23 protein-coding genes, 1 tRNA gene and 1 pseudogene are annotated in these 25,569 nt (G+C 40.4%); 13 read left to right on the forward strand and 12 right to left on the reverse strand.

The annotated features are described in order from the left end of the window. Positions 1-159: 159 nt before the first annotated feature. Positions 160-3,051, reverse strand: coding sequence for a triple tyrosine motif-containing protein (locus VCM39_RS15595; RefSeq protein WP_323673982.1), 2,892 nt, complete (start codon positions 3,049-3,051; stop codon positions 160-162). Between the two features lie 129 nt (positions 3,052-3,180). Beyond that, positions 3,181-3,254 (reverse strand) — tRNA-Thr (locus VCM39_RS15600). A gap of 316 nt (positions 3,255-3,570) precedes the next feature. On the opposite strand from VCM39_RS15600, the gene VCM39_RS15605 reads away from it, so the two are divergent. From VCM39_RS15605 to VCM39_RS15630, 6 genes are read left to right on the forward strand one after another with little or no spacing between them, the layout of a single operon-like run. Further along, positions 3,571-4,098: a DUF4199 domain-containing protein gene (locus VCM39_RS15605; protein ID WP_289290967.1), complete on the forward strand. Its 528-nt coding sequence runs from the start codon at positions 3,571-3,573 to the stop codon at positions 4,096-4,098. Between the two features lie 27 nt (positions 4,099-4,125). Then, the gene (locus VCM39_RS15610; protein ID WP_002562033.1) at positions 4,126-5,079 is read left to right on the forward strand and encodes a glycosyltransferase family 2 protein; all 954 of its coding nucleotides are present in this window, start codon (positions 4,126-4,128) and stop codon (positions 5,077-5,079) included. 31 nt (positions 5,080-5,110) lie between these two features. Then, positions 5,111-5,617 carry a DUF6452 family protein gene (locus tag VCM39_RS15615; protein WP_221648611.1) on the forward strand — a complete coding sequence of 169 codons (507 nt, stop codon included), beginning with the start codon at positions 5,111-5,113 and terminating at the stop codon, positions 5,615-5,617. Then, the gene (locus tag VCM39_RS15620) at positions 5,574-6,353 is read left to right on the forward strand and encodes a DUF6048 family protein (protein ID WP_289290970.1); all 780 of its coding nucleotides are present in this window, start codon (positions 5,574-5,576) and stop codon (positions 6,351-6,353) included. The genes VCM39_RS15615 and VCM39_RS15620 overlap by 44 nt, the downstream gene beginning before the upstream one ends. A 5-nt stretch (positions 6,354-6,358) precedes the next feature. Further along, positions 6,359-6,940 carry a manganese efflux pump MntP family protein gene (locus VCM39_RS15625; RefSeq protein ID WP_323673981.1) on the forward strand — a complete coding sequence of 194 codons (582 nt, stop codon included), beginning with the start codon at positions 6,359-6,361 and terminating at the stop codon, positions 6,938-6,940. A 12-nt stretch (positions 6,941-6,952) separates the two neighbouring features. Then, positions 6,953-7,960, forward strand: a complete 1,008-nt coding sequence (locus VCM39_RS15630; protein ID WP_221648614.1) for an FAD:protein FMN transferase — start codon at positions 6,953-6,955, stop codon at positions 7,958-7,960. A gap of 246 nt (positions 7,961-8,206) precedes the next feature. On the opposite strand, the gene VCM39_RS15635 is transcribed toward VCM39_RS15630, so the two are convergent. Both VCM39_RS15635 and VCM39_RS15640 read right to left on the reverse strand, forming a co-directional pair. Continuing rightward, positions 8,207-8,578, reverse strand: coding sequence for a DMT family protein (locus tag VCM39_RS15635; RefSeq protein WP_002562057.1), 372 nt, complete (start codon positions 8,576-8,578; stop codon positions 8,207-8,209). A 21-nt stretch (positions 8,579-8,599) separates the two neighbouring features. Then, positions 8,600-9,346, reverse strand: a complete 747-nt coding sequence (locus VCM39_RS15640) for an ATP-binding protein (RefSeq protein ID WP_221648615.1) — start codon at positions 9,344-9,346, stop codon at positions 8,600-8,602. Between the two features lie 136 nt (positions 9,347-9,482). Between VCM39_RS15640 and VCM39_RS15645 the strand changes: the two genes are divergently transcribed. The 5 genes from VCM39_RS15645 to VCM39_RS15665 all read left to right on the forward strand — a co-directional run bounded on the left by VCM39_RS15645 (position 9,483) and on the right by VCM39_RS15665 (position 13,936). Further along, the gene (locus VCM39_RS15645) at positions 9,483-10,913 is read left to right on the forward strand and encodes a tetratricopeptide repeat protein (RefSeq protein ID WP_322932884.1); all 1,431 of its coding nucleotides are present in this window, start codon (positions 9,483-9,485) and stop codon (positions 10,911-10,913) included. Between the two features lie 7 nt (positions 10,914-10,920). Beyond that, a complete protein-coding gene (locus tag VCM39_RS15650; protein ID WP_002562060.1) occupies positions 10,921-11,391 on the forward strand; it encodes an NfeD family protein in 471 nt (156 codons plus the stop codon). Positions 11,392-11,415: 24 nt separating this feature from the next. Next, positions 11,416-12,417, forward strand: coding sequence for a flotillin-like protein FloA (gene floA / locus VCM39_RS15655; protein WP_007484590.1), 1,002 nt, complete (start codon positions 11,416-11,418; stop codon positions 12,415-12,417). Between the two features lie 113 nt (positions 12,418-12,530). Next, positions 12,531-13,409: a nucleoside phosphorylase gene (locus VCM39_RS15660; protein WP_221648617.1), complete on the forward strand. Its 879-nt coding sequence runs from the start codon at positions 12,531-12,533 to the stop codon at positions 13,407-13,409. Further along, a complete protein-coding gene (locus VCM39_RS15665; RefSeq protein WP_221648618.1) occupies positions 13,409-13,936 on the forward strand; it encodes a 3'-5' exonuclease in 528 nt (175 codons plus the stop codon). The genes VCM39_RS15660 and VCM39_RS15665 overlap by 1 nt, the downstream gene beginning before the upstream one ends. Here VCM39_RS15665 and VCM39_RS15670 read toward each other — a convergent pair. Together VCM39_RS15670 and VCM39_RS15675 are read right to left on the reverse strand one after the other, a co-directional pair. Next, on the reverse strand, positions 13,920-14,570 hold the full coding sequence (locus VCM39_RS15670; protein ID WP_221648619.1) for an NAD(P)-dependent oxidoreductase: 651 nt from the start codon (positions 14,568-14,570) through the stop codon (positions 13,920-13,922). The two genes, VCM39_RS15665 and VCM39_RS15670, sit on opposite strands and share 17 nt — an antisense overlap. A gap of 86 nt (positions 14,571-14,656) precedes the next feature. After that, on the reverse strand, positions 14,657-16,540 hold the full coding sequence (locus VCM39_RS15675; protein ID WP_289293410.1) for an ATP-binding protein: 1,884 nt from the start codon (positions 16,538-16,540) through the stop codon (positions 14,657-14,659). Between the two features lie 123 nt (positions 16,541-16,663). On the opposite strand from VCM39_RS15675, the gene mnmE reads away from it, so the two are divergent. Continuing rightward, on the forward strand, positions 16,664-18,061 hold the full coding sequence (gene mnmE / locus VCM39_RS15680; protein WP_221648621.1) for a tRNA uridine-5-carboxymethylaminomethyl(34) synthesis GTPase MnmE: 1,398 nt from the start codon (positions 16,664-16,666) through the stop codon (positions 18,059-18,061). Positions 18,062-18,510: 449 nt separating this feature from the next. Here the strand turns inward: mnmE and VCM39_RS15685 are convergent, their stop codons facing one another. The 5 genes and pseudogenes from VCM39_RS15685 to VCM39_RS15705 form a co-directional block, all read right to left on the reverse strand. Next, a complete protein-coding gene (locus tag VCM39_RS15685; RefSeq protein WP_322932883.1) occupies positions 18,511-19,869 on the reverse strand; it encodes an ATP-binding protein in 1,359 nt (452 codons plus the stop codon). 243 nt (positions 19,870-20,112) lie between these two features. Continuing rightward, positions 20,113-20,229: pseudogene (locus VCM39_RS15690) on the reverse strand (type II toxin-antitoxin system HipA family toxin); the annotation flags it as partial. A 121-nt stretch (positions 20,230-20,350) separates the two neighbouring features. Continuing rightward, positions 20,351-21,358 (reverse strand): type II toxin-antitoxin system HipA family toxin, encoded by a 1,008-nt coding sequence (locus tag VCM39_RS15695; RefSeq protein ID WP_167963295.1) that lies wholly within the window; start codon positions 21,356-21,358, stop codon positions 20,351-20,353. Beyond that, positions 21,355-21,678, reverse strand: a complete 324-nt coding sequence (locus VCM39_RS15700; protein WP_320970122.1) for a HipA N-terminal domain-containing protein — start codon at positions 21,676-21,678, stop codon at positions 21,355-21,357. The genes VCM39_RS15695 and VCM39_RS15700 overlap by 4 nt, the downstream gene beginning before the upstream one ends. A 3-nt stretch (positions 21,679-21,681) precedes the next feature. Continuing rightward, entirely contained in the window at positions 21,682-21,942 is a 261-nt protein-coding gene (locus tag VCM39_RS15705; protein WP_322932882.1) for a helix-turn-helix domain-containing protein, read from the reverse strand. Between the two features lie 171 nt (positions 21,943-22,113). Here VCM39_RS15705 and VCM39_RS15710 point away from each other — a divergent pair, with 171 nt between their 5' ends. Beyond that, on the forward strand, positions 22,114-22,629 hold the full coding sequence (locus VCM39_RS15710; RefSeq protein WP_167963291.1) for a DUF6155 family protein: 516 nt from the start codon (positions 22,114-22,116) through the stop codon (positions 22,627-22,629). A 34-nt stretch (positions 22,630-22,663) separates the two neighbouring features. Here the strand turns inward: VCM39_RS15710 and VCM39_RS15715 are convergent, their stop codons facing one another. After that, entirely contained in the window at positions 22,664-25,567 is a 2,904-nt protein-coding gene (locus VCM39_RS15715; protein ID WP_322932881.1) for a TOTE conflict system archaeo-eukaryotic primase domain-containing protein, read from the reverse strand. Between the last annotated feature and the right edge of the window lie 2 nt (positions 25,568-25,569).

Raw genomic sequence — 25,569 nt, forward strand, 5'->3', positions numbered from 1 at the left:
AAACTGAATACGTTACGAATACGTCAACCAAATATAATACATTATATTTCAACAAGATAGCAATACGCACATACATTTCGTCAAGTATGTTACAGAACACAAAAAGAGTGATAACCCTGCTTTCTTTCATTCGGGTCATCACTCTTTACCAAACAGGAGTTAAATCTTCTGGCTCAGATAATCAATCAAACCTTCTTCTCTATCCAGCTCAAATTTCTTTCGAAGACGATAACGTATTGTTTCTACTCCCCGGACAGAAATACCCAGCAAAGGGGCTATTTCTTTTGAAGAGAGGTTCATTTTAAGATAGGCACACATCATACGTTCATTGAATGATAAATCGGGATGTTTTTCACCCAACCTTTTCATAAAATTATTATGCACCAGGTCAAACTGTTCCTCGATCCTCTTCAATACTTCATCGCTCTGAATATTCGAATCGATCTTATTACTAACTAAAAGCAGCATCTTTTTGTATTCTTTTGATCCCTCCCCCTTTAAAGCTGTAACAACTTTAAACAAGTCCGATTTTATCTCGGTCAGCATCTCATTCTTACGTACAAAATTGATCATCAGATTGGCCATTTCCTGGCTTTTATGTTTTAACTCATACTCCAGCTTCTCTTTTTCGAGTTCCACTATCTGACGTTCCTTACGCGCACTTTCCTCTTCATATTCTTTCTCCAATTCCTGTAGTTCTTTATCTTTTTCTACTACCGCTTGCTGTTTTTTGCGCTTCACACGTACATCGTCCCATTTGTAAACATACCACATCAGCAACAAAAAGAGCATGAAATAGCACAAATAGGCTATTCCCGTACGATACCAGGGAGGAAGAATTCGAAAAGAGAAAGAATCAGTAGCCGTAGTACCATTTCGGAACACCGCCTTTATTTCAAAGGTATAATCTCCTTCCGGAAGATTGCTATACTCCTTGGTCTGTACATTAGTATATTCAGACCACTTGCGGTCATTCAACCTATATTGATAGCTAAGCTCCTCTCCGTGTGTCAATGAAGATATTCCATATTCAAACCGGATGGCATTCTGATTATAAGCAATTTCCGGCGTACCTTTCACTGACAGGAAATTATCAGTATAAATCAGAGAATCCTTAGGATAAGAGAGGTACACATTGCGAATATGCATCAAGTCACTATAGTCTTTTTGCTGGTTATGAGAAGGGATCTTAAACAGAGCAAAACCATCATAATCCGGAATAATCATTAACGAATCAGAAACAGGGACGATTACTTCGGCACCTTGTACCAATTCAACCGAAGGGAGCTCAATAGGGACAATACAGGTTTCAGCCCCTTTCTTATAGTTTCTCAGACTGGCAATACAAATTTCCTGCTGACTAAGGCTGATCAGATGATTATTGTACTGCACCAGACGCGAATATTGATTCACCCCATTAAGAAGCAGGTTCATTTCCTGAAAAGGTTCCATACAATCGGCCGATTCATTATACCGGTATACTCCCTTTGGAGTAGCAAAACAAATCCGGCCATCCACCTTACTTACAAATATATCTTTGTCAGAAGGAAACCCGTTATTCGTATTATACGATTTAATTTCTACCACACGAGACAGATCATCACTGAGTTTTACCCGTTTAACCTCGCCGGAAAGACATATCCACAACACAGAAGCAGACTGTTGTTCAAGAAAACGGCAAGAGTCGAACAACCCTTCTACTTTACAAACAACCTTCCATACGGCGTCTTTTTTTTCCATCAGATAAAGGCCATCATAAACGCCAACGTATATCAGATTCTTTTTTCCCATCACCGGTTGACATCCCCAGGCACCGGCCACATCTGCTATTTTTTTCATACTGTTTCCTTCCACCAGAAAGACACCCCGGTCGTGCAAACAAAAAATATCATCATCTATACGGCATAAGTTCCAAACCTGTCCGCTGGATTGAGCCACAGGATGTATATCAGGCAGATTATCAGTTAACTGTACCGGATAATGAGTATAGTACAATCCACGGTTTGTCCCCAAATAGAGACGATCTTCCGACAATAAAGCCGCATAACCGGTTCCGTAAGAGTAGGGATAAGAATAAAGATTAGTCAGCGATGAATTCAAACAAACATAATCAATGCCACTATCCAACCCCGCCCACAGATTCCCCCAATGGTCAAAAGCAACAGAAAGTACCGTATTGTTCTGTAAGCTATTGTATTCATTAAAGAACTTTACCCGTTTTGTCTGAGTATCTATCAACAAAATCCCTTTATGTATAGTCCCCAATGCAATCTTACCACCCGAAGCGGCAGCACAAAACACTTCATTCTGCCGCATGAAACTCTCTACACCCGTCAGAAACGGAACCGCAGTACGCCCATCACAGTAAAACAAACCATCATAAGCCGTCACAACAAGCACTCCGTCTTTATAAGGAATAATGCTCCGGATTCTTTTGGACTTCAATGCCTCCGCTCCCTGCAATGGAAAGAAAGTATTCCCTACCAATACCCACACCCCATGATCAGTACCTATATATAAAACTCCGTTCACCATATCGGAGCAGTCTATCTTACAATTCATTTCAATGGTAGTATACTGTCCATTGAGGTATTTCAATACCCTCCCATCTCCCTGTAAGTAGAGGATGTTATCGTTTTCATGTATTCCCCAGACATTGCCGATAGCCCGTGAAGTCGCATCCAATGAATCAGACATACAAGTGTAAACCAACCTGCCATCATCTCCCGGTTCAAAATAACCGAATTCATTAATTCCGCCCGCATAAATCCTTTTCTGTGATACGGAAGGCAGAACGGAACGAACATCCGAACCATTTTTCAAAGGAAAGATATTCCAGGAGTTACCATCAAATTGCAGCATACCGTTTTTATTGGCAAAATAGATCCAATTACTGCTGTAAGAACCTATCTGCCAGGTCTGAGAACCTTTACCATAAAGGGTTTTATTGTAGTTGATAATGAAATTATTCCAATCGGAGGCCGAAGCACATACTGATACCAGGAGAAACGAAACAATCAGAGGTAACAATCGTTTTTTCATATGCGTCATAGTATGGTTCTCTTTGCTATTAGTAGTACAAACTTACTATATTCCGGTGAAGTTCCCAAGAAAAAGAAAGAGAAAAGTTAAAAAAAGAAAAGCACCCCGGCAGATACCGAGATGCTTTCATTAAATTTGAGCCTCTTGTCGGATTCGAACCAACGACCCCGAGATTACAAATCACGTGCTCTGGCCAACTGAGCTAAAGAGGCGGGTGGGTAAGCTTACTATATCGCGCCGCTACAACCAACTACCTTTGCTGCGATCAAGCCCTGGAGGATTCGAAGGGAGCTGGCCGTATAGGACTTACCCGTTTTGCGGTTGCAAAGGTACATCTTTTTCTTTAACTTGCAATAGCTAACGCGCATTTTTTCTATCAAAAAGGAACAAACAGCTACTTTTCAGACAGTTATCAAACAAAAAAAAGTTTATCGTTCCCAACTTTCAAGGCTTTATTAACTTTAACAGCCTGATCTCCCCTATCAACCAATATTATTTGTACCTTTGTGCGCTATTTTAATTTAAAAAATGACAGAAAACAGAAATTACTTACAGAAATATGCCATGCATTTTGGCACATACATGGGAGCATATTGGATATTGAAATTCATTTTATTCCCATTGGGTTTTACAATTCCGTTTCTTTCACTCCTGTTTATGGGCCTTACTATCGGTGTGCCTTTCATAGGATATCACTATGTTAAGATGTATCGGAACAAAATATGCGGTGGTGCAATCAGCTTTGCCCATGCATGTCTTTTCACTTTATTTATGTACATGTTTGCTTCACTACTGGTTGCAGTAGCACATTATATCTATTTCCAGTTTATCGATCATGGATTTATCATCACGCAATGCATGAATGATATGGAACAGATGTTAGTTACCCTCCCCGGAATGGAGACAGAGAAAGAAGTATTCAAAACCGCAATGGCCAATGCTCAGTCTTTATCTTCTATTGACATCACGATGCAACTTTTATCATGGAATGTCTTTGCCGGTAGCTTACTTGCTATTCCTACAGCATTGTTTGTAATGAAACGAAACAGAGAATAATTCATAAATCATAAATTCATAATAAAAATGGATATATCTGTAGTCATCCCTTTGTTCAACGAAGAAGAATCACTTCCCGAACTGTTTGCCTGGATTGAACGGGTAATGAAAGCCAACGGCTTCTCATACGAAGTTATTTTTGTCAATGATGGCAGTACAGATCGTTCATGGGAAATTATAGAGCAACTCAAAGCTCAGTCACCGATTGTAAAAGGAATTAAATTCCGTCGCAATTACGGTAAATCACCGGCTTTATACTGTGGATTCAAACAGGCAGAAGGCGATGTGGTCATTACTATGGATGCAGATTTGCAAGACAGTCCGGACGAAATACCGGAACTCTACCGTATGATTACGGAAGAGGGGTATGATCTTGTTTCGGGATGGAAGCAAAAGAGATATGATCCGCTTTCCAAAACACTCCCTACTAAATTATTCAATGCTACAGCACGTAAAGTATCGGGCATCAAAAACTTACACGATTTCAACTGTGGATTGAAAGCCTATCGCCAGGCTGTAGTGAAGAATATCGAAGTATACGGCGAAATGCACCGTTATATCCCTTATCTGGCTAAGAATGCCGGATTTAAGAAAATCGGCGAGAAGGTGGTACAACACCAGGCACGTAAATTCGGTAAAACGAAGTTTGGCGGTCTGAATCGTTTCTTTAACGGATACCTGGATTTGATTTCTCTCTGGTTTCTTTCTACTTTCGGAGTAAAACCAATGCATTTCTTCGGATTGCTGGGCTCGTTAATGTTTATCTTCGGATTTATATCCGTTGTAATAGTAGGAGCTACCAAACTGTATCACATGCATAACGGAATGGCCTATAGATTGGTAACGGACTCTCCGTATTTCTATCTATCCCTTACAGCTATGATAATAGGAACACAGTTATTCCTGGCAGGATTTCTGGGTGAGCTGATCTCCCGCAATGCTCCGGAACGTAATAACTATCAGGTAGAAAAAATGATTTGAGAATGACCCAACCATATAAAAGAGTATATATATGAAGAATTTAATCCGACTGTTCCTGGTCCTCCTCATTGCAAGTGTTGGTATCGGACTACACACCTCATGCTCTGAAGACAGTGATTGCTCTATTGCCGGACGTGCTATGATCAATTGTACGCTCTATACCAAAAATATTAAAGATGAGATCGTAAACGATACACTCGACTCTCTGACGGTAACCGCACTCGGTACAGATTCTATCATTATCAACAATCAAAAAAAGGTACATACTCTAACGCTGCCGCTGCGATATGCCTCAGATTCCACCATATTCATTTTCTACTATGCGTATAGAGAAGATCGGACATTGTGTGATACCATCTATATCAAACAACATAATGTGCCCTACTTTGAGTCAATGGAGTGTGGATATAGCATGAAACAAAGTATCGTCGGATTAAAATACAGCCGTTTAGAATTAGATACGATCCAAATACCTAATAAACAAGCCAATACTGATGGGACAGAAAATCTTAAGTTACTCTACCGCAATCGCGATTAGTCTGTTTCTACTCTTTTCATTGGAGATTTCGGCGCAGAACCAACAACGGCCCTACGTCAATCCCACTCCCAAAAGAGATCAGAAAAAGAACGTGAAAGAGGAACCCAAAGAAGAAGTTCCCCTTTACAACGGCACGTATATTGGCGTAGACTTATACGGTCTGGGTAGCAAACTCTTCGGAAATGATTTTCTGAGTTCTGAAGTGGATATAGTAGTGAATCTGAAAAACATGTTTCTCCCTACTGCTGAAATTGGTTTCAGCACCACTGATTCATGGAACGATACCGGTATTCACTATAAAAGTTCAGCCCCTTTCTTCCGCATCGGAGTAGATTATAACACGATGTCCAAGAAAAAGGAGAAGAATAGTTTTTTGTATGTCGGCCTTCGTTACGGGTTCAGTCATATGAAATATGATATCAACAGCATGCCGATGAAAGATCCGGCATTTGGCGGTGAATATGAGAATCCTAGTCTCGGAGATATCATCTGGGGAGGTAGTGTTCCCTATGATCACCCCGGACAAAAAGCGACTATGCAGTGGATGGAATTTGTGGCAGGCGTAAAAGTACAGATATACAAGAATTTCTATATGGGCTGGGCGTTACGAATGAAGTATAAACTCTCCGCCTCGGTTAGCGAATATGGTAACCCGTGGATGGTGCCCGGATTCGGGAAATATGGTTCCAACAACATGGGAGTGACATACACTCTGATATATAAACTACCTTATTAAACACAATGACAGGATTAGAGATTTGGCTGCTTGCAATTGGTTTGGCGATGGACTGTTTCGCTGTTTCTATTGCAAGCGGTATTATTTTAAAACGGATTCAATGGCGTCCCATGCTGGTCATGGCTTTTTTCTTCGGATTCTTCCAGGCATTAATGCCATTTCTGGGCTGGATAGGCGCCAGTGCATTCAGCCACCTCATTGAGAGTGTAGACCATTGGATTGCTTTTGCAATCCTTTCATTTTTAGGTGGACGCATGATTCTAGAATCATTCAAAGATGAAGAATGCCGCAAAGAATTTAATCCTGCCAGCCTGAAAGTTGTGTTAACCATGGCAATAGCCACAAGCATCGATGCTTTAGCCATAGGTGTTTCTTTTGCCTTTCTGGGCATCCGGGATTTCTCCGAGATCCTCCCTCCTATCGGTATCGTTGGATTCGTTTCATTCGCAGTGTCATTAATAGGATTGTTATTCGGTATTAAATGCGGCTGTGGCATTGCACGAAAGCTACGTGCCGAGTTATGGGGAGGTGTAATACTGATAATTATCGGAATCAAAATATTAATTGAACATTTATTTTTCAGCTAAATAAAAACAGATATGAAAGCGAAGAAAAGTTTTATCTGGTTAGGAATACTCCTGCTGGCTACCATCTGGATACTGGTACGTAAAAACAACGTACCCTACAACAGTATTAATGGTTTGGTCTTCGGTACAATTTATAATATTACCTATCAATATGAGGGTGATCTAAAGCCAGAAATAGAAGCTGAGTTAAAGCGTTTTGATGCTTCGTTGTCTCCATTCAATGACACATCAGTGATTTCCCGCGTGAACCGGAACGAAGACATTATAACGGATAGCTTTTTCCAAACCTGCTTCAACCGTTCTATGGAAATCTCCAAAGAGACCGGTGGTGCTTTCGACATCACCATAGCCCCACTGGCAAATGCCTGGGGATTTGGTTTCAAACAAGGAGCATTTCCCGATTCTATGATGGTGGACAGCTTGCTGCAAATCACTGACTACAGAAGAGTAAAACTGGTTGATGGCAAGGTAGTAAAAGAAGACCCTCGCATTATGCTCAGTTGCAGTGCAGTAGCCAAGGGATACTCCGTAGACGTGGTGGCCCATTTGCTCGATAGCAAAGGCATTCAAAACTATATGATAGATATAGGCGGCGAAATAGTTGCCAAAGGAAAAAACTCACGCAATGGCCTGTGGCGTATCGGCATTAATAAGCCCATAGATGATTCACTGTCCGTCAATCAGGAAATACAGACGATTCTCGAACTGACAGACGTAGGTCTTGCTACATCGGGCAATTATCGCAACTTCTACTATAAAGATGGAAAGAAATATGCACACACCATTGATCCGAGAACAGGATATCCGGTACAGCATAACATTTTATCTGCCACCGTCATTGCCAAAGATTGTATGACAGCCGACGCTCTTGCCACTGCTTTTATGGTTATGGGACTAAAAGAAGCAGAAGCTTTTGCCAATGCAAATCCGGAGATTGATGCTTGTTTTATATACAGCGGTGAGAACGGAGAGTTCAAAACATTCTTCACAGAAGGGATGAAGAAGTATATAAGCAGATAGTTATTAAAAAAGCAATTACAGATACTTCAGGAAATAGATTTCGGAATAAAGAGGTATTATTTATCTACATATAACATACTGATTTTAAGCCAATAAAAGTACCCTACCTTAAGAGATGAAAGAGTGTACATTCTTAGTATATAAAGTTGTACACTCTTGTTATACTAAAGTGTACACTCTTATACTACAAATATGTACAATCTTGCAGCAATGGTTTAAAATGTTAAAGTCATATGTTAAACTGAGCTATTTCATAAAAACAAAATACACTGCTAATATCAGACAGACAAAAGCTGCTAAATGATTCCAATGCAATGACTCACCTTTAAACAAGACTGTAGTAAAAACGGTAAAAATAACCAAAGTTATCACTTCCTGTATAATTTTCAATTGCATCAAACTAAAAGGCCCTCCGTTTCCACTGAATCCCAAACGATTGGCCGGAATTTGAAAAGTATATTCAAAAAAAGCGATTGCCCAGCTAAAAGCAATAACACCAATAAGCGGAAGCGTAGCAAACCAGGAATACTCCTGTTTCATTTTCAAATGGCCATACCAGGCAAATGTCATAAATATATTGGATACTATTAATAGTAACACAGTATATAATCCTTTCATATCTATTTCTGTTTTAATCAGTTATTCTATTTTGTCGGGCAACAAATCTTCCTGTACATTCGTCATACTCCCCCATAAGCTATACCGTGCTTCTGGATTCATAGCTTCAAGCTGATGCAGTATTCCTTTCATATCGCTACGGCTTGACTGAGATTCATAAGGGCAATTTTTCACTTGCTTCTGGTAGGCGTGTAAAGCAGCCAGTTCTATTAAATCAGCCTCATGTACCAGGCACATCGGGCGTATAATTGTCATATCAAACTTCTTCATCACCAATCGTGGAGGCATCGTACTAAAAGCTCCCTGATAAGTAAGGTTCATCAACAATGTTTCCAGAATATCATCCATGTGGTGCCCTAAAGCTATCTTATTGCATCCCTGCTCTTTGGCAACCGTAAAAAGGGCTTTTCGCCTGTTCCAGGAACAAAGGAAACAAGGAGATTTACGGGTATCGGTAGAAGGATCGAACGAAGTTTCATATACCACCAAAGGTACTCCAAATGTTTCGGCATGTGCCCGCAAATATTCCAGATTACTCTGGTAAGGAATATTCTTCATCACGACGTGCACCGCTACCACCGAAAAGCGGGGTTTGAAGATACGTGCCCGCCTTCCCAACAGTTCGATCAAGGCCAGCGAATCTTTTCCTCCCGACAAACCGATAAGAATTTTATCGCCCTCCTCTATCAGGTTATATTGCACTACACCTTTATTAAACCGGCGCTCAATGCGGCGCAAAATTTGCTCTTCTTCTGTAAACTTTGTCATATCTTCAAAAATTGGCTGCAAAAGTAAGTGAAAAGAATGATTTAAAGAAGAATTAACATAATAGAATAACTTAAAAAAGGAATATTCGCGATTAATTTGTATTTTTGAACTTCTGAATAACAAGCCAAGACCCTATATGAAGAAAAAGCATATTTTATTCTTTCTTTTCTGTCTGATTCTCACAGGTATATCTGCACAGACGCTGGAGCAGGCAAAGACAATGTTTAATAAAGGACAATACGATCAAGCCAAACCTGTCTTTGAAAAATACGTCAAATCTCAAGCTGCCAATGGTAATTATAACCTATGGTACGGTGTCTGTTGTCTGAAAACCGGAGAACCGGACAAGGCGTTGAAATATCTGGAACTGGCAGTAAAAAAACGCGTTCCTACCGGCCAGCTTTATTTGGCCGAGAATTACAATGACCTGTATCGCTTTGATGAAGCTATTAAAAACTATGAAGCTTACATAGAAGATCTTACTAAGAAAAAAAGACCGATTGAAGAAGCTGAAAAATTATTGGAAAAAGCAAAATCCAACCTTCGCATGCTGAAAGGTGTGGAAGAAGTATGCGTGATTGACAGCTTTGTTGTAGATAAAGCGAACTTTCTTGATGCATATAAAATCAGCGAAGAATCGGGTAAACTGTTTTCATACAACAGCTTTTTCAAAACAGAGGGAGAACATCCGGGGACTGTTTACGAAACAGAACTCGCAAATAAAATATACTACGGCGAAAAAGATAAAAAAGGACTGCTCAATATTCTATCAAAGAATAAATTACTGAACGAATGGAGTAAAGGTATGGAGTTGCCGGGAAGTATTAATGCTTCAGGCAATACAAACTATCCATACGTACTGACAGACGGAGTAACGATCTACTATGCTTCGGACGGAGAAGGATCTATGGGTGGATATGACATTTTCGTGACGCGCTATAACACAAATACGGATACCTATCTTAGCCCCGAAAATGTAGGCATGCCTTTCAATTCGCCTTATAATGACTATATGTACGTCATCGACGAATACAACAACCTGGGATGGTTTGCCTCAGACCGTTATCAGCCGGATGGTAAGGTGTGTGTGTATGTATTCATCCCGAACGAATCAAAACAGGTGTACAATTATGAAGCAATGGACCCAAAACAAATCATAGCTCTGGCCCAACTTAAATCATTAAAAACAACCTGGAAAGACAAACAAGAGGTAAGCAATGCCAGAAAAAGACTGGAAGCTGCTATTAATCATAAGCCACAAGAACAATTTGTGGCCGACTTTGAATTCATCATTGATGATAACACAACGTATTATCACCTGGACGATTTCAAATCTCCACAGGCAAAAGAACAGTTTAAGAAATACCAGCAGAAGGAAAAAGACTATCGCCAGCAGGAAAGCAAACTGGACAGTCAGCGTCAGTGGTATGCACGTGCCAATAAAGAAGAAAAAACAAAAATGGCTCCATCTATCCTTGATCTTGAAAAACGGGTAGAACAAATGATCCGCGAACTGGACAAGGAGGCTATCGACATACGCAATACAGAAAAACAAAATCTAAAATAACAAAACTATGGATGTACTGATAATCGTTGTACTCATTATTGCCGCAGTAATACTTTTTCTGGTAGAACTGTTTGTTATCCCGGGAATTAGCGTGGCAGGCTTCGGAGCACTGGGTTGCATCATTTATGCCAATTATTATGCTTTCGCCTATATGGGTACGGGTGCAGGATTTATCACTTTGGTGGTATCAGGAATCGCATGCATCGGTTCTCTCGTATGGTTTATGCGATCAAAAACGCTGGACAAACTGGCTTTAAAAAAAGACATTACATCCAAAGTAGACCGAAGTGCCGCCAATAAAGTAAAAGTAGGTGACACAGGAATTACCACTACCCGACTGGCACAAATTGGTTATGCAGATATCGACGGTAACATCATAGAAGTAAAATCGATGGACGGGCTACTGGATGAAAAGACACCGATAGTAGTTAACCGAATCACAGACGGAACTATTTTTGTAGAAAAACAGAAATCATAATATTCACTTAATTCAAAACTCATTATGAACGTCGAACCAATGTATCTGACTATCTTACTGATAGCGGGAGGTATTATTCTCCTGGTTCTTTTCTTTCATTACGTACCATTCTTCCTTTGGCTGTCAGCCAAGGTTTCGGGAGTAAACATCTCGCTGGTACAACTTTTCTTGATGCGCATCCGTAATGTTCCGCCGTATATTATTGTACCGGGCATGATTGAAGCCCACAAAGCCGGCCTGAGTAATATTACCCGTGACGAACTTGAAGCCCATTATCTGGCCGGAGGACATGTAGAGAGAGTAGTTCATGCGTTGGTTTCCGCTTCTAAAGCAAACATCGAACTCACCTTCCAGATGGCTACGGCTATCGACCTTGCCGGACGTGATGTGTTTGAGGCTGTTCAAATGTCTGTTAATCCGAAAGTAATCGATACACCTCCTGTTACAGCTGTAGCAAAAGATGGTATCCAGCTCATAGCCAAAGCACGTGTAACCGTACGTGCCAGCATTAAGCAGCTTGTGGGTGGTGCAGGTGAAGATACAATCCTGGCCCGCGTAGGTGAAGGTATCGTTTCGTCTATCGGTTCTTCGGAAAACCACAAGTCGGTACTCGAAAATCCGGATTCTATCTCCAAATTAGTACTTCGTAAAGGTCTGGATGCAGGAACAGCTTTTGAAATCCTGTCAATTGATATTGCCGATATTGATATAGGTAAAAACATCGGTGCAGCTCTACAGATAGATCAGGCAAATGCAGATAAAAACATTGCGCAGGCAAAAGCAGAAGAACGCCGTGCGATGGCCGTAGCTACCGAACAGGAAATGAAAGCAAAAGCAGAAGAGGCACGTGCCAATGTGATTCAGGCCGAAGCGGAAGTTCCGAAGGCAATGGCAGAGGCTTTCCGTAGCGGAAACCTCGGTATTATGGATTACTATAAAATGAAAAATATCCAGGCTGATACATCCATGCGGGACAACATAGCAAAACCAATGGGTGGAAACAGTAATAAACCACTGAGCGATTAGCCTGCTCACAATAATGTACACGGAGTTCCATAGAGTTTCACTTTTAATAAACACTTTGTGGAACTCTGTGTTATTTTATTAAGAACTTGTTTATAACTAAATCTTTGAACAGCATGAAAAAGTATTTTCCTTCCTCAGAGTTGATAATCAACGAAGACGGTTCAGTATTCCATCTTCATGTAAAACCCGAACAACTGGCAGACAAAGTAATACTTGTTGGAGATCCCGGGCGAGTAGCACTCGTAGCTTCTCACTTCGACAAAAAAGAATTTGAAGTGGAAAGCCGCGAGTTTAAAACCATCACCGGAACTTATAAAGGTAAACGTATTACCGTTGTTTCCACCGGTATTGGTTGCGACAATATTGATATTGTAATGAATGAACTGGACGCATTGGCAAACATCGACTTTCAGACCCGTGAAGAAAAAGAACATCTCCGCTCACTGGAACTGGTACGTATCGGTACTTGTGGGGGCTTGCAACCCAATACTCCGGTTGGCACCTTTGTTTGTTCACAAAAATCAATTGGTTTTGATGGCCTGCTCAACTTCTACGACGGTAGAAATGCAGTCTGTGATCTCGCTTTTGAACGCGCCTTCCTGAACCATATGGGATGGTCGGGCAATATGTGTGCACCTGCCCCTTATGTGATTGATGCAAATGCGGAACTGATTGACCGTATTGCTAAAGAAGACATGGTACGTGGTGTTACAATCGCTGCCGGTGGCTTCTTCGGCCCTCAGGGACGTGAACTGCGGGTTCCTTTGGCTGATCCTAATCAAAATGATAAAATTGAAAAGTTTGAATACAATGGTTTCAAAATAACCAATTTCGAAATGGAAAGCTCTGCGCTTGCCGGATTATCCAGATTAATGGGACACAGAGCGATGACCGTTTGCATGGTAATTGCCAACCGCCTTATTAAAGAAGCGAATACGGGATATAAAAACACCATTGATACACTGATAAAAACCGTTCTTGACAGAATCTAATGAATTTATCATTTGCCGCCATCGACTTTGAGACAGCTACAGGCTATATGGAAAGTGCCTGTTCGGTAGGCATTGTCACCGTTACAGACGGAGTGATTACAGATGAGTATTATAGTCTGATCCAACCGCCCGAAAACGTATATTGGCGATCAAATATCCTTGTACATGGCATCACTCCGGATATGACCGAATCATTACCGGGGTTTCATGCCATTTATCCTGAAGTACGGAAACGGTTACAAGGTAAAACAGTTGTTGCTCACAATGAACAATTTGACCGCAATGTGTTGAAACGTACCATGCGTATGTACCAGCTTGATTATGATGAGTTATTACTGCCCGAACGTTGGGAATGTACTCTGCGTATCTATCGCTCTTTAGGCTATAAACCTGCCAATCTGAGTGCTTGCTGTCAACGGCAAAACATTGATCTCACCCATCACGAAGCCCTCTCTGATGCCCGGGCATGTGCCAGACTCTATCTAAACTTTCTGGAAAGCCATCGTCCGGTCAATACCCTATGGTAAAACGTTCCTGATGATGTGCCGGTTTCTCTAACTCGTCAATCATAGCTGCTGCATAATCCTGCACCGAAATATGACTATTACCCACTACATCTACAACCATATCATCTTTGCCTAAACGATATCTGCCTGTACGTACGCCTGGCGCCATATCAGCAGCCGGTGAGAAGAATACCCAATCTATTTCTTTTTCTTTTTTCAGGAAATTAAGATAAAAATCGCTCAAAGCTTTGACTCCCGGCAATAACTTCTCAGGAACTTCACCAGAATCGACCAGACGGAGACCCGGAGCAATAAACAACGAACCAGCACCACCTACCATCAGAAAACGGTTCACGCCTGATTTTTTTACTCCATCAATTATTGTCAGATAAACTTTAATTGTTTCATCATATATATTGGGATTATCCCATCCGGGATTAAAGGCACTGATCACAGCATCGGCTCCCTTACAGACTTCATAAACCTCATCGAGAGAAGAAACATCTGCTTTCTTGACTACTAAATGTTCATTCTCGATTTTTATCTTGTCCGGATTACGAACTACGGCCGTCACATGAAAATCACGATTCAAAGCTTCATTAAGGATAGCCGAACCTACAAAACCACTGGCCCCTATCAATACTATCTTCTTCATATTACAAATTATTTGAGTGTTCAATTTATTATTTTATCAATAGTATAACACGTTACATTTCAAATTGTTGTAATATAAAAAAGTAATCAGAGGTACTTTTCGATCGTACTTTTCAGCTGTTCTATTGAATAAGGTTTGGAGACAACCTCATTGCACCCCGCAGCAAGCGCCTGCTTCTGTTCTATATAGAAAGCATTTGCCGTCACGGCTATGATCGGAATATCAGCAGATACCGCACGGATTTTCTCTGTGGCTTTAATACCATTCATCACCGGCATACGAATATCCATCAGTATCAGATCTGGTTTCTCATGCAAGAAACGGTTCACAGCCTCTTCACCATTTGTCACCCACGAAAGAGTATAATCTTTCTTTAGCAAAGCATTGATCTGCATAAAGTTGGTTTCTACATCTTCTGCTACCAATATCCGCTTCCGTCCCTCCTGATAATCAGATTCAGTAATGGTTAAGTCTACCTGCTGGTAAGGTAAATACATAGCAAAGGTACTCCCCTCGCCTACTTCGGATTCTACATTTATTTTCCCGCCAAGACGCTCTACAAGACTCTGACAGATGGATAACCCCAACCCAGTACCTTGTACAAAATCATTCAGTTTCTCAAAACGGGTAAATATCAGGGGAAGTTTCTCTTTGGGAATTCCACATCCGGTATCACTGACAAACAGTTTCAGCCAATCTTTCTCCACACACATTCCGATTGTAATACATCCCTGCCTGGTGTTCTTAATGGCATTCGACAGAAAATTAAATAATATCTGAGTAACCCGGTTACGATCGGTTGTAATCCATATTTTCTCTTGCGGACGTGTAACTCTTAACTCAATTTCATCGCTGATTTTTAACCGGTGTACTTTCTCAACTTCATCAATCAGTGAAGTCATCTCCACCAGTTGAAAATGTATCTCTGATTTGCCGGACTCAATACGTGATAAATCGAGGATATCATTGATCAATTGGAGCAACACATTGCTATTTTTCCGAATGATACCAATGTATTCTTCTTTTTCCTCCTGAGCTTCTGTCAAAGCTATAATTTCGGCAAAGCCAACAATAGCATTCAAGGGAGTACGGATCTCATGACTCATATTAGCCAAGAAAACAGATTTCATACGATCTGCCTCTTCCGCTTTTCTTTTGGCTTCAATCAGTTCCTGGGCATGTTGCACCCGCTCTCCGATATCATGAATTAAAGCCAAGACTTTATTATCTTCAAATGGGGCGATACGAGCTTGGAAATAATGCCTGCCATCTTCAGCATCCAGCGGATACTCAATCTCTTTTAACCGCCCTTCTTTCAGGCACTCGTGTATATTACGAATAAATAAGTCACTTACTTCCGGATTGTAAATAGAACGTCCGTCAGCTCCTTTCAACACCTCTACCGGATGAAGTAACACAGTATCGGATGCCATCAGCACATCAGTGATGAAAAAGTTATCATCAAAAATAAATATAAACTCCGGCAAAGCTTCAATCACTTTCCGGTTTCTTGCTTCCAGACGTCTTATGTGCTGCTCTTTTTCACATTGCGAAGTAACATTGATAGTATAGGCTATTATCTTTTCCGGATATCCATCTTTATCTTTCTGATAAGAAAGGAAGTGGTCTTCCAGCCAAATAACTTGCCCTTTATTACCGATACAACGTACCCGTATCTGGGACGTTTTTGTTTCAGAATCGAGCATGCGGGAGAAAGCATTCCGGTAAGGAACAATGTCCTCCGGATAGGCATACCGATAGAAATCATCAATATCTTTAAAAATGATACCTGCCTCTTTTAATCCTAATATACGAAAGTAGTCATCTGTAAAACTACATTCACCTGTTGCAATATCATATTCCCACAGTGCAATTTGGTGTGCAGACAAAACAGAGGTCATTTTTTGAAATTTGTCTCTTAGTTTTTCAATATATTCTTCTTTGAAAAAAGAATCAGCTTCAGCTATCATAAAAGTACATTTTGTTTTGTTGTATGGATAGCAAAGATAAGAATAATAAAGAATAACTTGCATTAAAAGTTATTCCTTTTTTCTACAGAAAATCCTATCTTTGCCTTTCAAAATGAAAAAATAATGAATCAAGACACCATTTGTGCTATAGCCACCGCCCAAGGAGGAGCTATCGGAAGTATCCGCGTCTCTGGTCCCGATGCCATAACTATTACTGAACGTATTTTCACTCCAGCTAAAGTAGGGAAGCAACTATCTGATAAAAAGCCATATACATTAACTTTCGGACATATATACAATGAGAAAGAGATTGTGGATGAAGTACTTGTCAGCTTGTTTCGTGCCCCCCACTCCTATACTGGGGAGGACAGTACTGAAATTACGTGTCATGGCTCTACCTATATTCTTCAGCAGGTGATGCAACTGCTTATCAAAAACGGCTGTCGTATGGCTCAACCCGGAGAATATACACAAAGAGCTTTTTTGAACGGCAAGATGGACCTCAGCCAGGCAGAAGCTGTGGCAGACCTGATTGCTTCAACCTCTGCTGCTACCCACCGTTTAGCCATGAGCCAGATGCGTGGCGGCTTTAGTAAAGAATTAGCTGACCTCCGTGGAAAACTTCTCGACTTCACATCTATGATCGAACTCGAGCTGGATTTCAGTGAAGAAGATGTGGAGTTTGCAGACCGTTCCGCATTACGCCATTTAGCAGATGGGATAGAACAGGTTATCACTCGCCTGGTTCATTCGTTCAGTGTAGGAAATGCTATAAAAAATGGTGTTCCGGTAGCTATTATAGGTGAAACCAATGCAGGAAAATCGACCCTATTGAATGTTCTGTTGAATGAAGATAAAGCCATCGTCAGTGATATTCACGGCACAACCCGTGATGTCATTGAAGATACTGTAAACATAGGTGGCATCACTTTCCGCTTTATAGATACTGCCGGAATTCGTGAGACTAATGATACTATCGAGAGTTTGGGTATTGAACGTACCTTCCAGAAACTGGATCAGGCCGAAATTGTGCTTTGGATGATTGATGCAACAGACGCGAAATCACAAATGGAAGAGCTTTCAGGTAAAATTCTCCCACGTTGCCAAAATAAACATCTGATCGTAGTATTTAATAAATCTGACCTGATCAGAGAAGAACAAAAGAAAGATATAATTTCTCTTCTATCAAGTTTCTCCAAAGAAGACGTGAGTTCAATCTTTATTTCTGCAAGACAACGATCAGGTACTGACGAATTACAACAAACACTGATCGAAGCCGCCCACCTCCCAACGATCACACAAAATGATGTAATCGTCACAAATGTTCGCCATTATGAGGCTCTATCCCGTGCACTGGATGCCATACACCGAGTACAAAACGGATTGGATGCGAATATTTCCGGAGATTTTTTAGCACAGGATATACGAGAATGTATCTTCCACCTGTCGGATATAGCAGGAGAGGTAACAAACGATATGGTACTTCAAAATATATTTCAGCATTTTTGCATCGGGAAATAATTGGTGATTACCAACGATTAGCATATATTACTATTGATTGATAAGGCGTTCTGTAAAGAGCGCCTTTCTTTTTGCTCGTATTAGTGATGGTTATCGTTAATACTTGTTTTTCAGCTCATTTTTGTACCGTATTTGGGTCTCGGAGGTTTGCAACTGAAAACTGGTTGGAAAGGTCGTAGAGAAAGTTGACAATGGTTGACAATGGTTTACGATAGTTGACAGAAATCGGGAGAAATAAAGCGAAGTATAACATTAAAAATGAGCAAAAATGGCAAGTCTAACAATACGGAGTTGCCCGATCGCTTACGTTACACGAAAGAAGTAAGTATTTTTTCACACAAAGCATTTACAATTAACAGTACAAATATACAAATGAATGATAAGCCTTCTCTGCACATAATCAAACTGGAATGATTGTGTGCAAAATGGTGATTACAAGAATGAATATGCTACAAACAGAAAGTCATATAGGCAGGTAGATACACTACCCCTTCCCTTACACTTAGGTTTTTAGGATGAATCACATAGCTCCCTCCTATAGGCTGACGAAAACTCTCGTTGAACCGGGTAAGAGAACGGATGGAATATTTATCATTCGATTTCACCTCTATCGGAAATATTTTATATTTCAGTTTGCTGTGGTTCGACAGGATAAAATCTATTTCCATGTCGTTGCGATGCTTCTCTTGATTGTATCGCGTGTAGAAGTACAGTTTGTGCCCGGCAGCCACCAACATCTGGGCAATTACGTTCTCGTAGAACATACCCTCGTTCACCGACAGTTTTCCCAATAAGATTTCCCGGTAAAGTTCTCCGTCAGAGATCTCATTCTCATCAAACGTATGGCTGATAAGTAGTCCGGTATCTCCCATATAACATTTCACATATGTCCTGTCTTCATTCAGCGAAAGTCCCACGTTAGGGTCCGAGCAGTTAAAGCATTCATTGGCAATCATCGAATCGGAGAGCCAAAAGAAAGTATCATGATATTTTGGAAAGCTCGCCCCCTTTTCAATGCGATTCATCACTACACGTCTTTCGGAACGCGAAAGAAAAGCCGGAATCTGGTCAAATATACTTAGTACACTCGACCTGTAGCCAGACTTTATCTTCTTTATATCATTCCGGTACAGTGTCAGTATGTCTCTTTTTTCCATATCGGCCATTTCGAAGTTCCGGTTGTTCTCCAGATACGCCGACAGGCTTTTCGGCATACCGCCCACAATCATGTATTGGCGGAACAGCAGCATAGCCTTGGCGTGAATCCCCTGCTCCAAAGGTACCTTTTTAACAAAGCATTGGCGGATATATACCATCAATGGCTCTTCATTCATAGCCCAAGCAAACTCCTCAAAGTCCATGGGGTACATAAGCAGTGTCCTTTCTTCAGAAGGAATGGTAATATCATTTACATTCTCCTTTATGGAGATTAGCGAGCCCGTCTCTATATAGTCGAACCGTCCATCTGCGACCAGATACTTTATCGCTTGCCGAGCTTTCGGAAACTGTTGTATCTCATCAAATATGATAATGGATTCTTTTGGATAAAGCCTCACACCATATTCCGAAGAAAGAATAAGGAAAAAGGTGTCGAGATCATTCATATAATTGTTAAAGGCCGAAATAACCGAGTCACTAACTTTGTTGAAATCTATCATAAGATAGCTCCGATATTCATTCTTTGCGAACTCTTCCACAAGAGTGGATTTGCCTATCCGTCGGGCGCCTTCTATCAGAAGCGCCTTAGTGCCTGCCGCTTGCTGTTTCCAGACAAGCAGTTTGTCATATAATTTACGTTTGAATATCATACCATTCAATGTTTATCATCTCATTCATATACAAAATTAATGATTTTTTCTGCAATACGCAAATAAAAATCCATATTTACTACCTGCAATACGCACTTTTAAAAGGTGCCATTTCACCTGTAATGCGCATAAATCTATAATAAACTTGCCGTATAATAGTACTTTTAAATACAGCGAAAAATTCGGCTTTATGTATTATCCCTAATATAATGGTATTGATTACAACAGAGAAGACATAATGTAAATCAGCAATCCCCACCCATCAGGCAGACAATCATCAAAAACGCCGAAATCTCCTTCAAAAGGACGAGGTTTTGGCAAGTCAAACGGAGAAATAGAAAAATCCCGATTTGAGAGCCACTAAACAGGTATGTTTTTTGAGTTTAGAGTCGAAGATATTATTCGGGAAAAGTGATCTGTGCAGATAGAATACGATGCAGAAAACTACTTGGTTAGTAAAAAGAATGTAATTTCTAAATTCTCACTTCATATCTTTGAGCCTATTTCTACGTTGACGATAATCTGCCAAATAGGTTTCCTTGGTGCTAGGTAATAGAAATGAGGCTTCTATAAGTTGTTCGATTTGTGAGTATCGAGTAGTAAATTGAATTATTATCTCAGCCACCCGTTTTTCATTGATTCCAATACGCTTTCCAAACTCTTTGAAAGATCGCCCATTCGCCTTACCGTTAAATTTCAAGAATTCCGATTTATCTCCCTCGCGAAACAAACCGCGACTCAAAGCGAAATCACTATCATCAACATGCAGGTGCGTATTCAACAAGTCATAAGCCGGAGCCAATCGAAAATCACCTCTTGAAGTTTCGAGCACAGAGAAATTCTTCAAATGAGCATCACCGTTTGAGAACAGAAAGTTGAAAAGTACAACTTTAAAATACTTCTCAATTTCAATACGCCAAGCAGGGATATATCGCTGTATTAGCTCGGCCAGTTCTTCGTAGCTGTATTCATACTTATAGTTACTTCCACCATTTGCGGGCATCAAACCAGCCAACGAAGAAAAGTCTTCTTTGCGCAGCTTTACGCCTCCTACTCCAACATCAAAACGTTTAGTAATATAAGCTGACTCACCTGTTTGGAAAAAGCACAAGCCATTGGCAGCTGTCTCAATTCCGTAAACCTGTGAAGCAATTTGCATCGTCAGATTCTCGTTCGCGGGAATCTCCTTCACTCGTCGCAAACGACTGAGTGGGATCGGCTTTAAGATATGTGTACTTTGCTCTCCCTTTTGCGACAGACGTATCTTGCCTTTTTCAACAAGGCAAACCTCCTTATCTTGTACTCCTGAAATAGAGATATGTTCTATATTCTCTATAAACTTCTCATTATCCTCTTCGTTCTTCTCCGGAGAATCATAAGGAAGGATATGCGATACCTTTTTGCCTGCAAAAAGATTTCTCTGGGCAACAGGAGAATAGGTTTCATACCCTTCCACAAGAGTTGATGGGCAATGTGTCAGTTTCATCATTCAATCGGTTTTAGTGTTACTGCTCCTATTGTGTCGTGCGATGTGGTGGCGAGAAGAAGTCCAAAATAATCTTTCTCATCAATTTTCAACAATCGGCATTGAGCCTCTTTGTTTGCTCCTTCAGATAGTAAACTAAAGAAGAACGGAAATAGATAATCGCTCGTAAACTTTATCTCCGTTTTGGGCAATGTCAAGCTCACCTCCGGCATCAAGGTGTTGGCAAAATACTCCGATTCATACTCAAACGAATAACTCCCATTATCGTTCTCGGTTAGAGTTCCGGCTTCAATACCCTTCATATAGACTTTTGCACTTCGCATAATTTATCGATTTAGTTGTTTGACACCCACAGTAATTTCCAGTCCCAGCACATCTAAAATCTTACCCAGCACCTCAATGGTCGGGTTTGCTTGTCCACGCTCAATTTTGTATAGCGTATTAATACTGATACCTGCAATATCTGCCAAGTCAGGCTGCGTAATCATAAGTTCTTTTCTACGGAGACGTATCTGTTCCCCAATAGTGACCCGTAATGAGTTTATCTGATTATCCATATTCACACTATATTGTGATTTATACTGCAAAGATAGTGCATTTTTCTAAAAGCAACGCTTAAATCACATTTTATTATGATTTTAAAGATGCCAGGATACTATTAGTGGACAAGTTGGACTATAATCACATTATAATGTGATATACCTGATAGTATAAAAATAATGTGTATATTTGCAGAAATACGTAAAAACATAGCAATCATGTCAAAAGCTCAACTCAAAAAACACCTTTTCGCTCTGAATAAGGAGCAGATTATCGAAGTGATGCTAGAACTTTACGATGCTCGTAAGGAAGCAAAGGAATATCTGGAGTTTTACCTCAACCCAAATGAGGATGAGAAATTGGAAGAATACAAAAGAATCATCCGTGACGAGTTCTTTCCAAGACGCGGAGAGCCTAAATGCCGTTTCAATATTTGCCGCAAGGCGATATCCGATTTCAAGAAACTAAAGCCACATCCGGCTTGCCTGGCAGATCTAATGCTATATTACATCGAAACTGGATGTGAAATGACCAGTATGTACGGTGATATGTGGGAGCAATATTATACCACGTTAGAAACGAACTTCGCCAAGGCAATGGAGCTAATCGCTCAATTAGGATACACAAAGCAATTTAGTAAGCGGATTGAAAGGATGCTGAAATCAGTAGAGGATTGCGGATGGGGATTTCCTGATACCTTGTATGATATATACTATGAGTATAAAGTAGATTAGGGGTTGCAACCGGAGAAAAAAAGACTAGGCATTATCATTCATACAAGATTTTTATTACCTCTTCTGCAATAAAAGAATCCGCAATCTTTATTGCATTATCATCCTCCGCGTTGTAACCAAGATAGTTCACACTACCGTACCAAACAATGGATTTATCAATAATCGCAGCATGAAGCGACAACTTTTCTTTCATGTTTACTTGTACGCCATTTAGTAATATCTTATCCTTGTCTGAAAGTTGGCGCGTGAACACAATAACTTCTACACCCCGTGCAGAAAGATCGGCTAACAATTCAAGAATTGGAGCACGTTTCGCAAACCACAATTTAGTGGCCGATATAATGACAGACTTAGAGGCTTTTGATAAATCAGCAAAAAACAGATTCTGATAATTCTTTCCATTAAAAATAACGCCTTGACCGATACCAAAAAGATCTTTCGAATCATTCTGTTGAATCTTATACCCAACAGACGCATAGCCTTTCAACCGACGTTTGTACATCACATCGCACATAGGAACATGGATATCAATATAATCATAAACCTGAACGAGTTCCTTTCCCGGATAGTTACGATGCAAGCGACCGGCATATTGTGCTACTATCCCTTTCCACGAAATAGGTAATGCAAGAAATAAGGTATCAAGACGCGGACAGTCAAATCCCTCACCGACATATTTCCCTGTGGCTATAATCACGAGTGTCTCTTCTTTAGGTACGTTTTGCAGGTGTTCCATCTTCAACCGTTTCTCTTTCACCGATTCAGAGCCTATAAGCGTAATAACATTCTTGCAACAGTCAGCAAGCATAGCCGACAATATCACTACATGCGAAGTAAGACTGGTTAAAACAATTGGCGACCTCCCTTCATCCAATACTTTACACACATCAGCTGCTATAAGCCGGTTTCGATAATCGTCATCGACCATCCTTTGTAGTATTTGTATGTACATCGTTTTGTCGTCCGCCAATTCACGATAAGAAGTAAAACGTGGAATAAGCAGACGCTCAAATGTTTGTGAAGCCATCTGCATTTTAGCATCGGCAGAGTATCGAATGGGACCGCATTGCATAAAGATGATCGGTTGATGACCATCTTTACGGATGGGAGTTGCCGTTAATCCATACACATAACGAGCATTACAACGCTTCAAAACATGCTCAAAATTCACAGCCGAGACATGATGACACTCGTCTACTATCACCATCCCATAATCTCTTACAAATGGCCTTACCTCCTTATCGTCAAAACATGATTGTATCAATACTATATCAACCATCCCACGAAGCCTGTTTCCATTTGAATCGAGTGTACCAAAAGGAGAAAACGCAATCTTACGTCCACGCTTATGAGAAGTATGCTCCTCGACATAATCAATATCCAGAAACTCCTCCAAGCGAGATTTCCATTGTTCAAGCAACGCCTTCGTATGCACAAGAATCAATGTATTTACTTTACGCTTGGAGATCAGACCTATAGCAGTCACGGTTTTTCCAAATGCTGTCGTTCCATTTAACACACCTGTATTATGAGCCATCAAACTGGCTATAGCAGCATCTTGTTCTTCACGTAATTCTCCTTTAAACTTTACCGAGATAGATTTCCCTAGATTCGTCTCATCTTTCATGCGATAATGGACACGGTTATTCATTAATAATTCCACTACGACATCCTCGCATCCACGAGGCAATGCTACATATTCCTCTAAAATATCAGCACATGAAATGATACGGGGAATATTATAGGTGGACAATCTCATCCCCTGTTTGGCATAAAACTCCGGATTCTTGAAAGAAGCAATACGTTTAATGTGATTGAGCACCTTTCCCGAAAGTCCTACCAGAGACACATATAGCATATCCGATTTTACACAAACTACTTCTTTCGGGAAATCCTCATTTGTTATCTTTTGTGCCACGGGTGCTTCCCAAGGTTTGGATTCACTCGTTGTTGACAATTCGCCCAACTCTGAAGACAAGCCATGAAGAGCCAACACCTCATCAATAAAAGGCTCCGAAACTTTCTCCACATTCAATAAATACGCCCATTGCTCTTCAAACGGAGTAAAAGTCTCATCTACGAATACACTATTTCCATTCTTTCTGGCTTTCCCTTGAAGTGGCAGAGCGACTAAATTACCTAAACCACCTTCCGGAAGATAATCCTGACTGGGAAAAACTCTATCATAGGATTTCAAAGAAACCCTACCATCTCGATTCATCGCCTCTGTTAATATTGCATTACCTAATTTGCGCGCCTTAATAGCCACCAATGGTTCTTTAAAGAAAATCCACACATGGGCACCATTCCCAGAACGAGAACGTTCTATAGAACAAGGTATATCCCAACTTTTACAAACATCGACAAATACCAAGACATCATTCTTATAGCCATGAGCGCACTGTTTGTCATCAAAGTCTACACACAAGAAATTGCATTGATTGCCATTCAGAACAACATAGATCCCTATTACATCGCACCCGTCTGTATCCTTTCCTTCAAGATGCTTATAAATATCTTCATACTCCAAATTCTTAAAATGCCGGTTCGGACACTGTGCACACTTATATTTCTTCTTATTACAAAATTGACGATTCCACTCATTCAAACATACTGGCTGATATCCCGATTTTCCACTAGCCTTACTATACCATCTCTTTGCAAATACATCTTCCCGCCCCTTGAATAAGCTGCTGAATAAAGTGACTTTTTCTTCCAAAGACAAGCAAGATGTTACAATTAATTTCTTTTCCTGAAATACAGGTTTAGTGTCTTTAGAATCGGAATTTGTCTCTATGCTTTTCGTTTCTTCACCAACCTCTACAATGCTTTTAACCAACTCACCCAATTTCGCATTCTCTTTACGAAGCTGTTCGTTTTCAGCCACCAATTGTCTATTAATCGCAAGTAATTCTTGATATGTAGGCAATTTATCCATAG

The organism is Bacteroides mucinivorans, assembly GCF_034654355.2.
Lineage (GTDB): Bacteria > Bacteroidota > Bacteroidia > Bacteroidales > Bacteroidaceae > Bacteroides > Bacteroides nordii.

Coding starts and splice junctions, on each gene's coding strand:
- VCM39_RS15710 (WP_167963291.1), top strand. CDS start 22,114: ATGTCAAAAGCTCAACTCAAAAAACACCTTTTCGCTCTGAATAAGGAG.
- VCM39_RS15670 (WP_221648619.1), bottom strand. CDS start 14,570: ATGAAGAAGATAGTATTGATAGGGGCCAGTGGTTTTGTAGGTTCGGCT.
- mnmE (WP_221648621.1), top strand. CDS start 16,664: ATGAATCAAGACACCATTTGTGCTATAGCCACCGCCCAAGGAGGAGCT.
- VCM39_RS15635 (WP_002562057.1), bottom strand. CDS start 8,578: ATGAAAGGATTATATACTGTGTTACTATTAATAGTATCCAATATATTT.
- VCM39_RS15715 (WP_322932881.1), bottom strand. CDS start 25,567: ATGGATAAATTGCCTACATATCAAGAATTACTTGCGATTAATAGACAA.
- VCM39_RS15605 (WP_289290967.1), top strand. CDS start 3,571: ATGACAGAAAACAGAAATTACTTACAGAAATATGCCATGCATTTTGGC.
- VCM39_RS15595 (WP_323673982.1), bottom strand. CDS start 3,051: ATGACGCATATGAAAAAACGATTGTTACCTCTGATTGTTTCGTTTCTC.
- VCM39_RS15665 (WP_221648618.1), top strand. CDS start 13,409: ATGAATTTATCATTTGCCGCCATCGACTTTGAGACAGCTACAGGCTAT.
- VCM39_RS15640 (WP_221648615.1), bottom strand. CDS start 9,346: ATGACAAAGTTTACAGAAGAAGAGCAAATTTTGCGCCGCATTGAGCGC.
- VCM39_RS15650 (WP_002562060.1), top strand. CDS start 10,921: ATGGATGTACTGATAATCGTTGTACTCATTATTGCCGCAGTAATACTT.
- VCM39_RS15695 (WP_167963295.1), bottom strand. CDS start 21,358: ATGATGAAACTGACACATTGCCCATCAACTCTTGTGGAAGGGTATGAA.
- VCM39_RS15660 (WP_221648617.1), top strand. CDS start 12,531: ATGAAAAAGTATTTTCCTTCCTCAGAGTTGATAATCAACGAAGACGGT.
- VCM39_RS15645 (WP_322932884.1), top strand. CDS start 9,483: ATGAAGAAAAAGCATATTTTATTCTTTCTTTTCTGTCTGATTCTCACA.
- VCM39_RS15615 (WP_221648611.1), top strand. CDS start 5,111: ATGAAGAATTTAATCCGACTGTTCCTGGTCCTCCTCATTGCAAGTGTT.
- VCM39_RS15630 (WP_221648614.1), top strand. CDS start 6,953: ATGAAAGCGAAGAAAAGTTTTATCTGGTTAGGAATACTCCTGCTGGCT.
- VCM39_RS15610 (WP_002562033.1), top strand. CDS start 4,126: ATGGATATATCTGTAGTCATCCCTTTGTTCAACGAAGAAGAATCACTT.
- VCM39_RS15700 (WP_320970122.1), bottom strand. CDS start 21,678: ATGCGAAGTGCAAAAGTCTATATGAAGGGTATTGAAGCCGGAACTCTA.
- floA (WP_007484590.1), top strand. CDS start 11,416: ATGAACGTCGAACCAATGTATCTGACTATCTTACTGATAGCGGGAGGT.
- VCM39_RS15675 (WP_289293410.1), bottom strand. CDS start 16,540: ATGATAGCTGAAGCTGATTCTTTTTTCAAAGAAGAATATATTGAAAAA.
- VCM39_RS15620 (WP_289290970.1), top strand. CDS start 5,574: ATGGGACAGAAAATCTTAAGTTACTCTACCGCAATCGCGATTAGTCTG.
- VCM39_RS15625 (WP_323673981.1), top strand. CDS start 6,359: ATGACAGGATTAGAGATTTGGCTGCTTGCAATTGGTTTGGCGATGGAC.
- VCM39_RS15685 (WP_322932883.1), bottom strand. CDS start 19,869: ATGATATTCAAACGTAAATTATATGACAAACTGCTTGTCTGGAAACAG.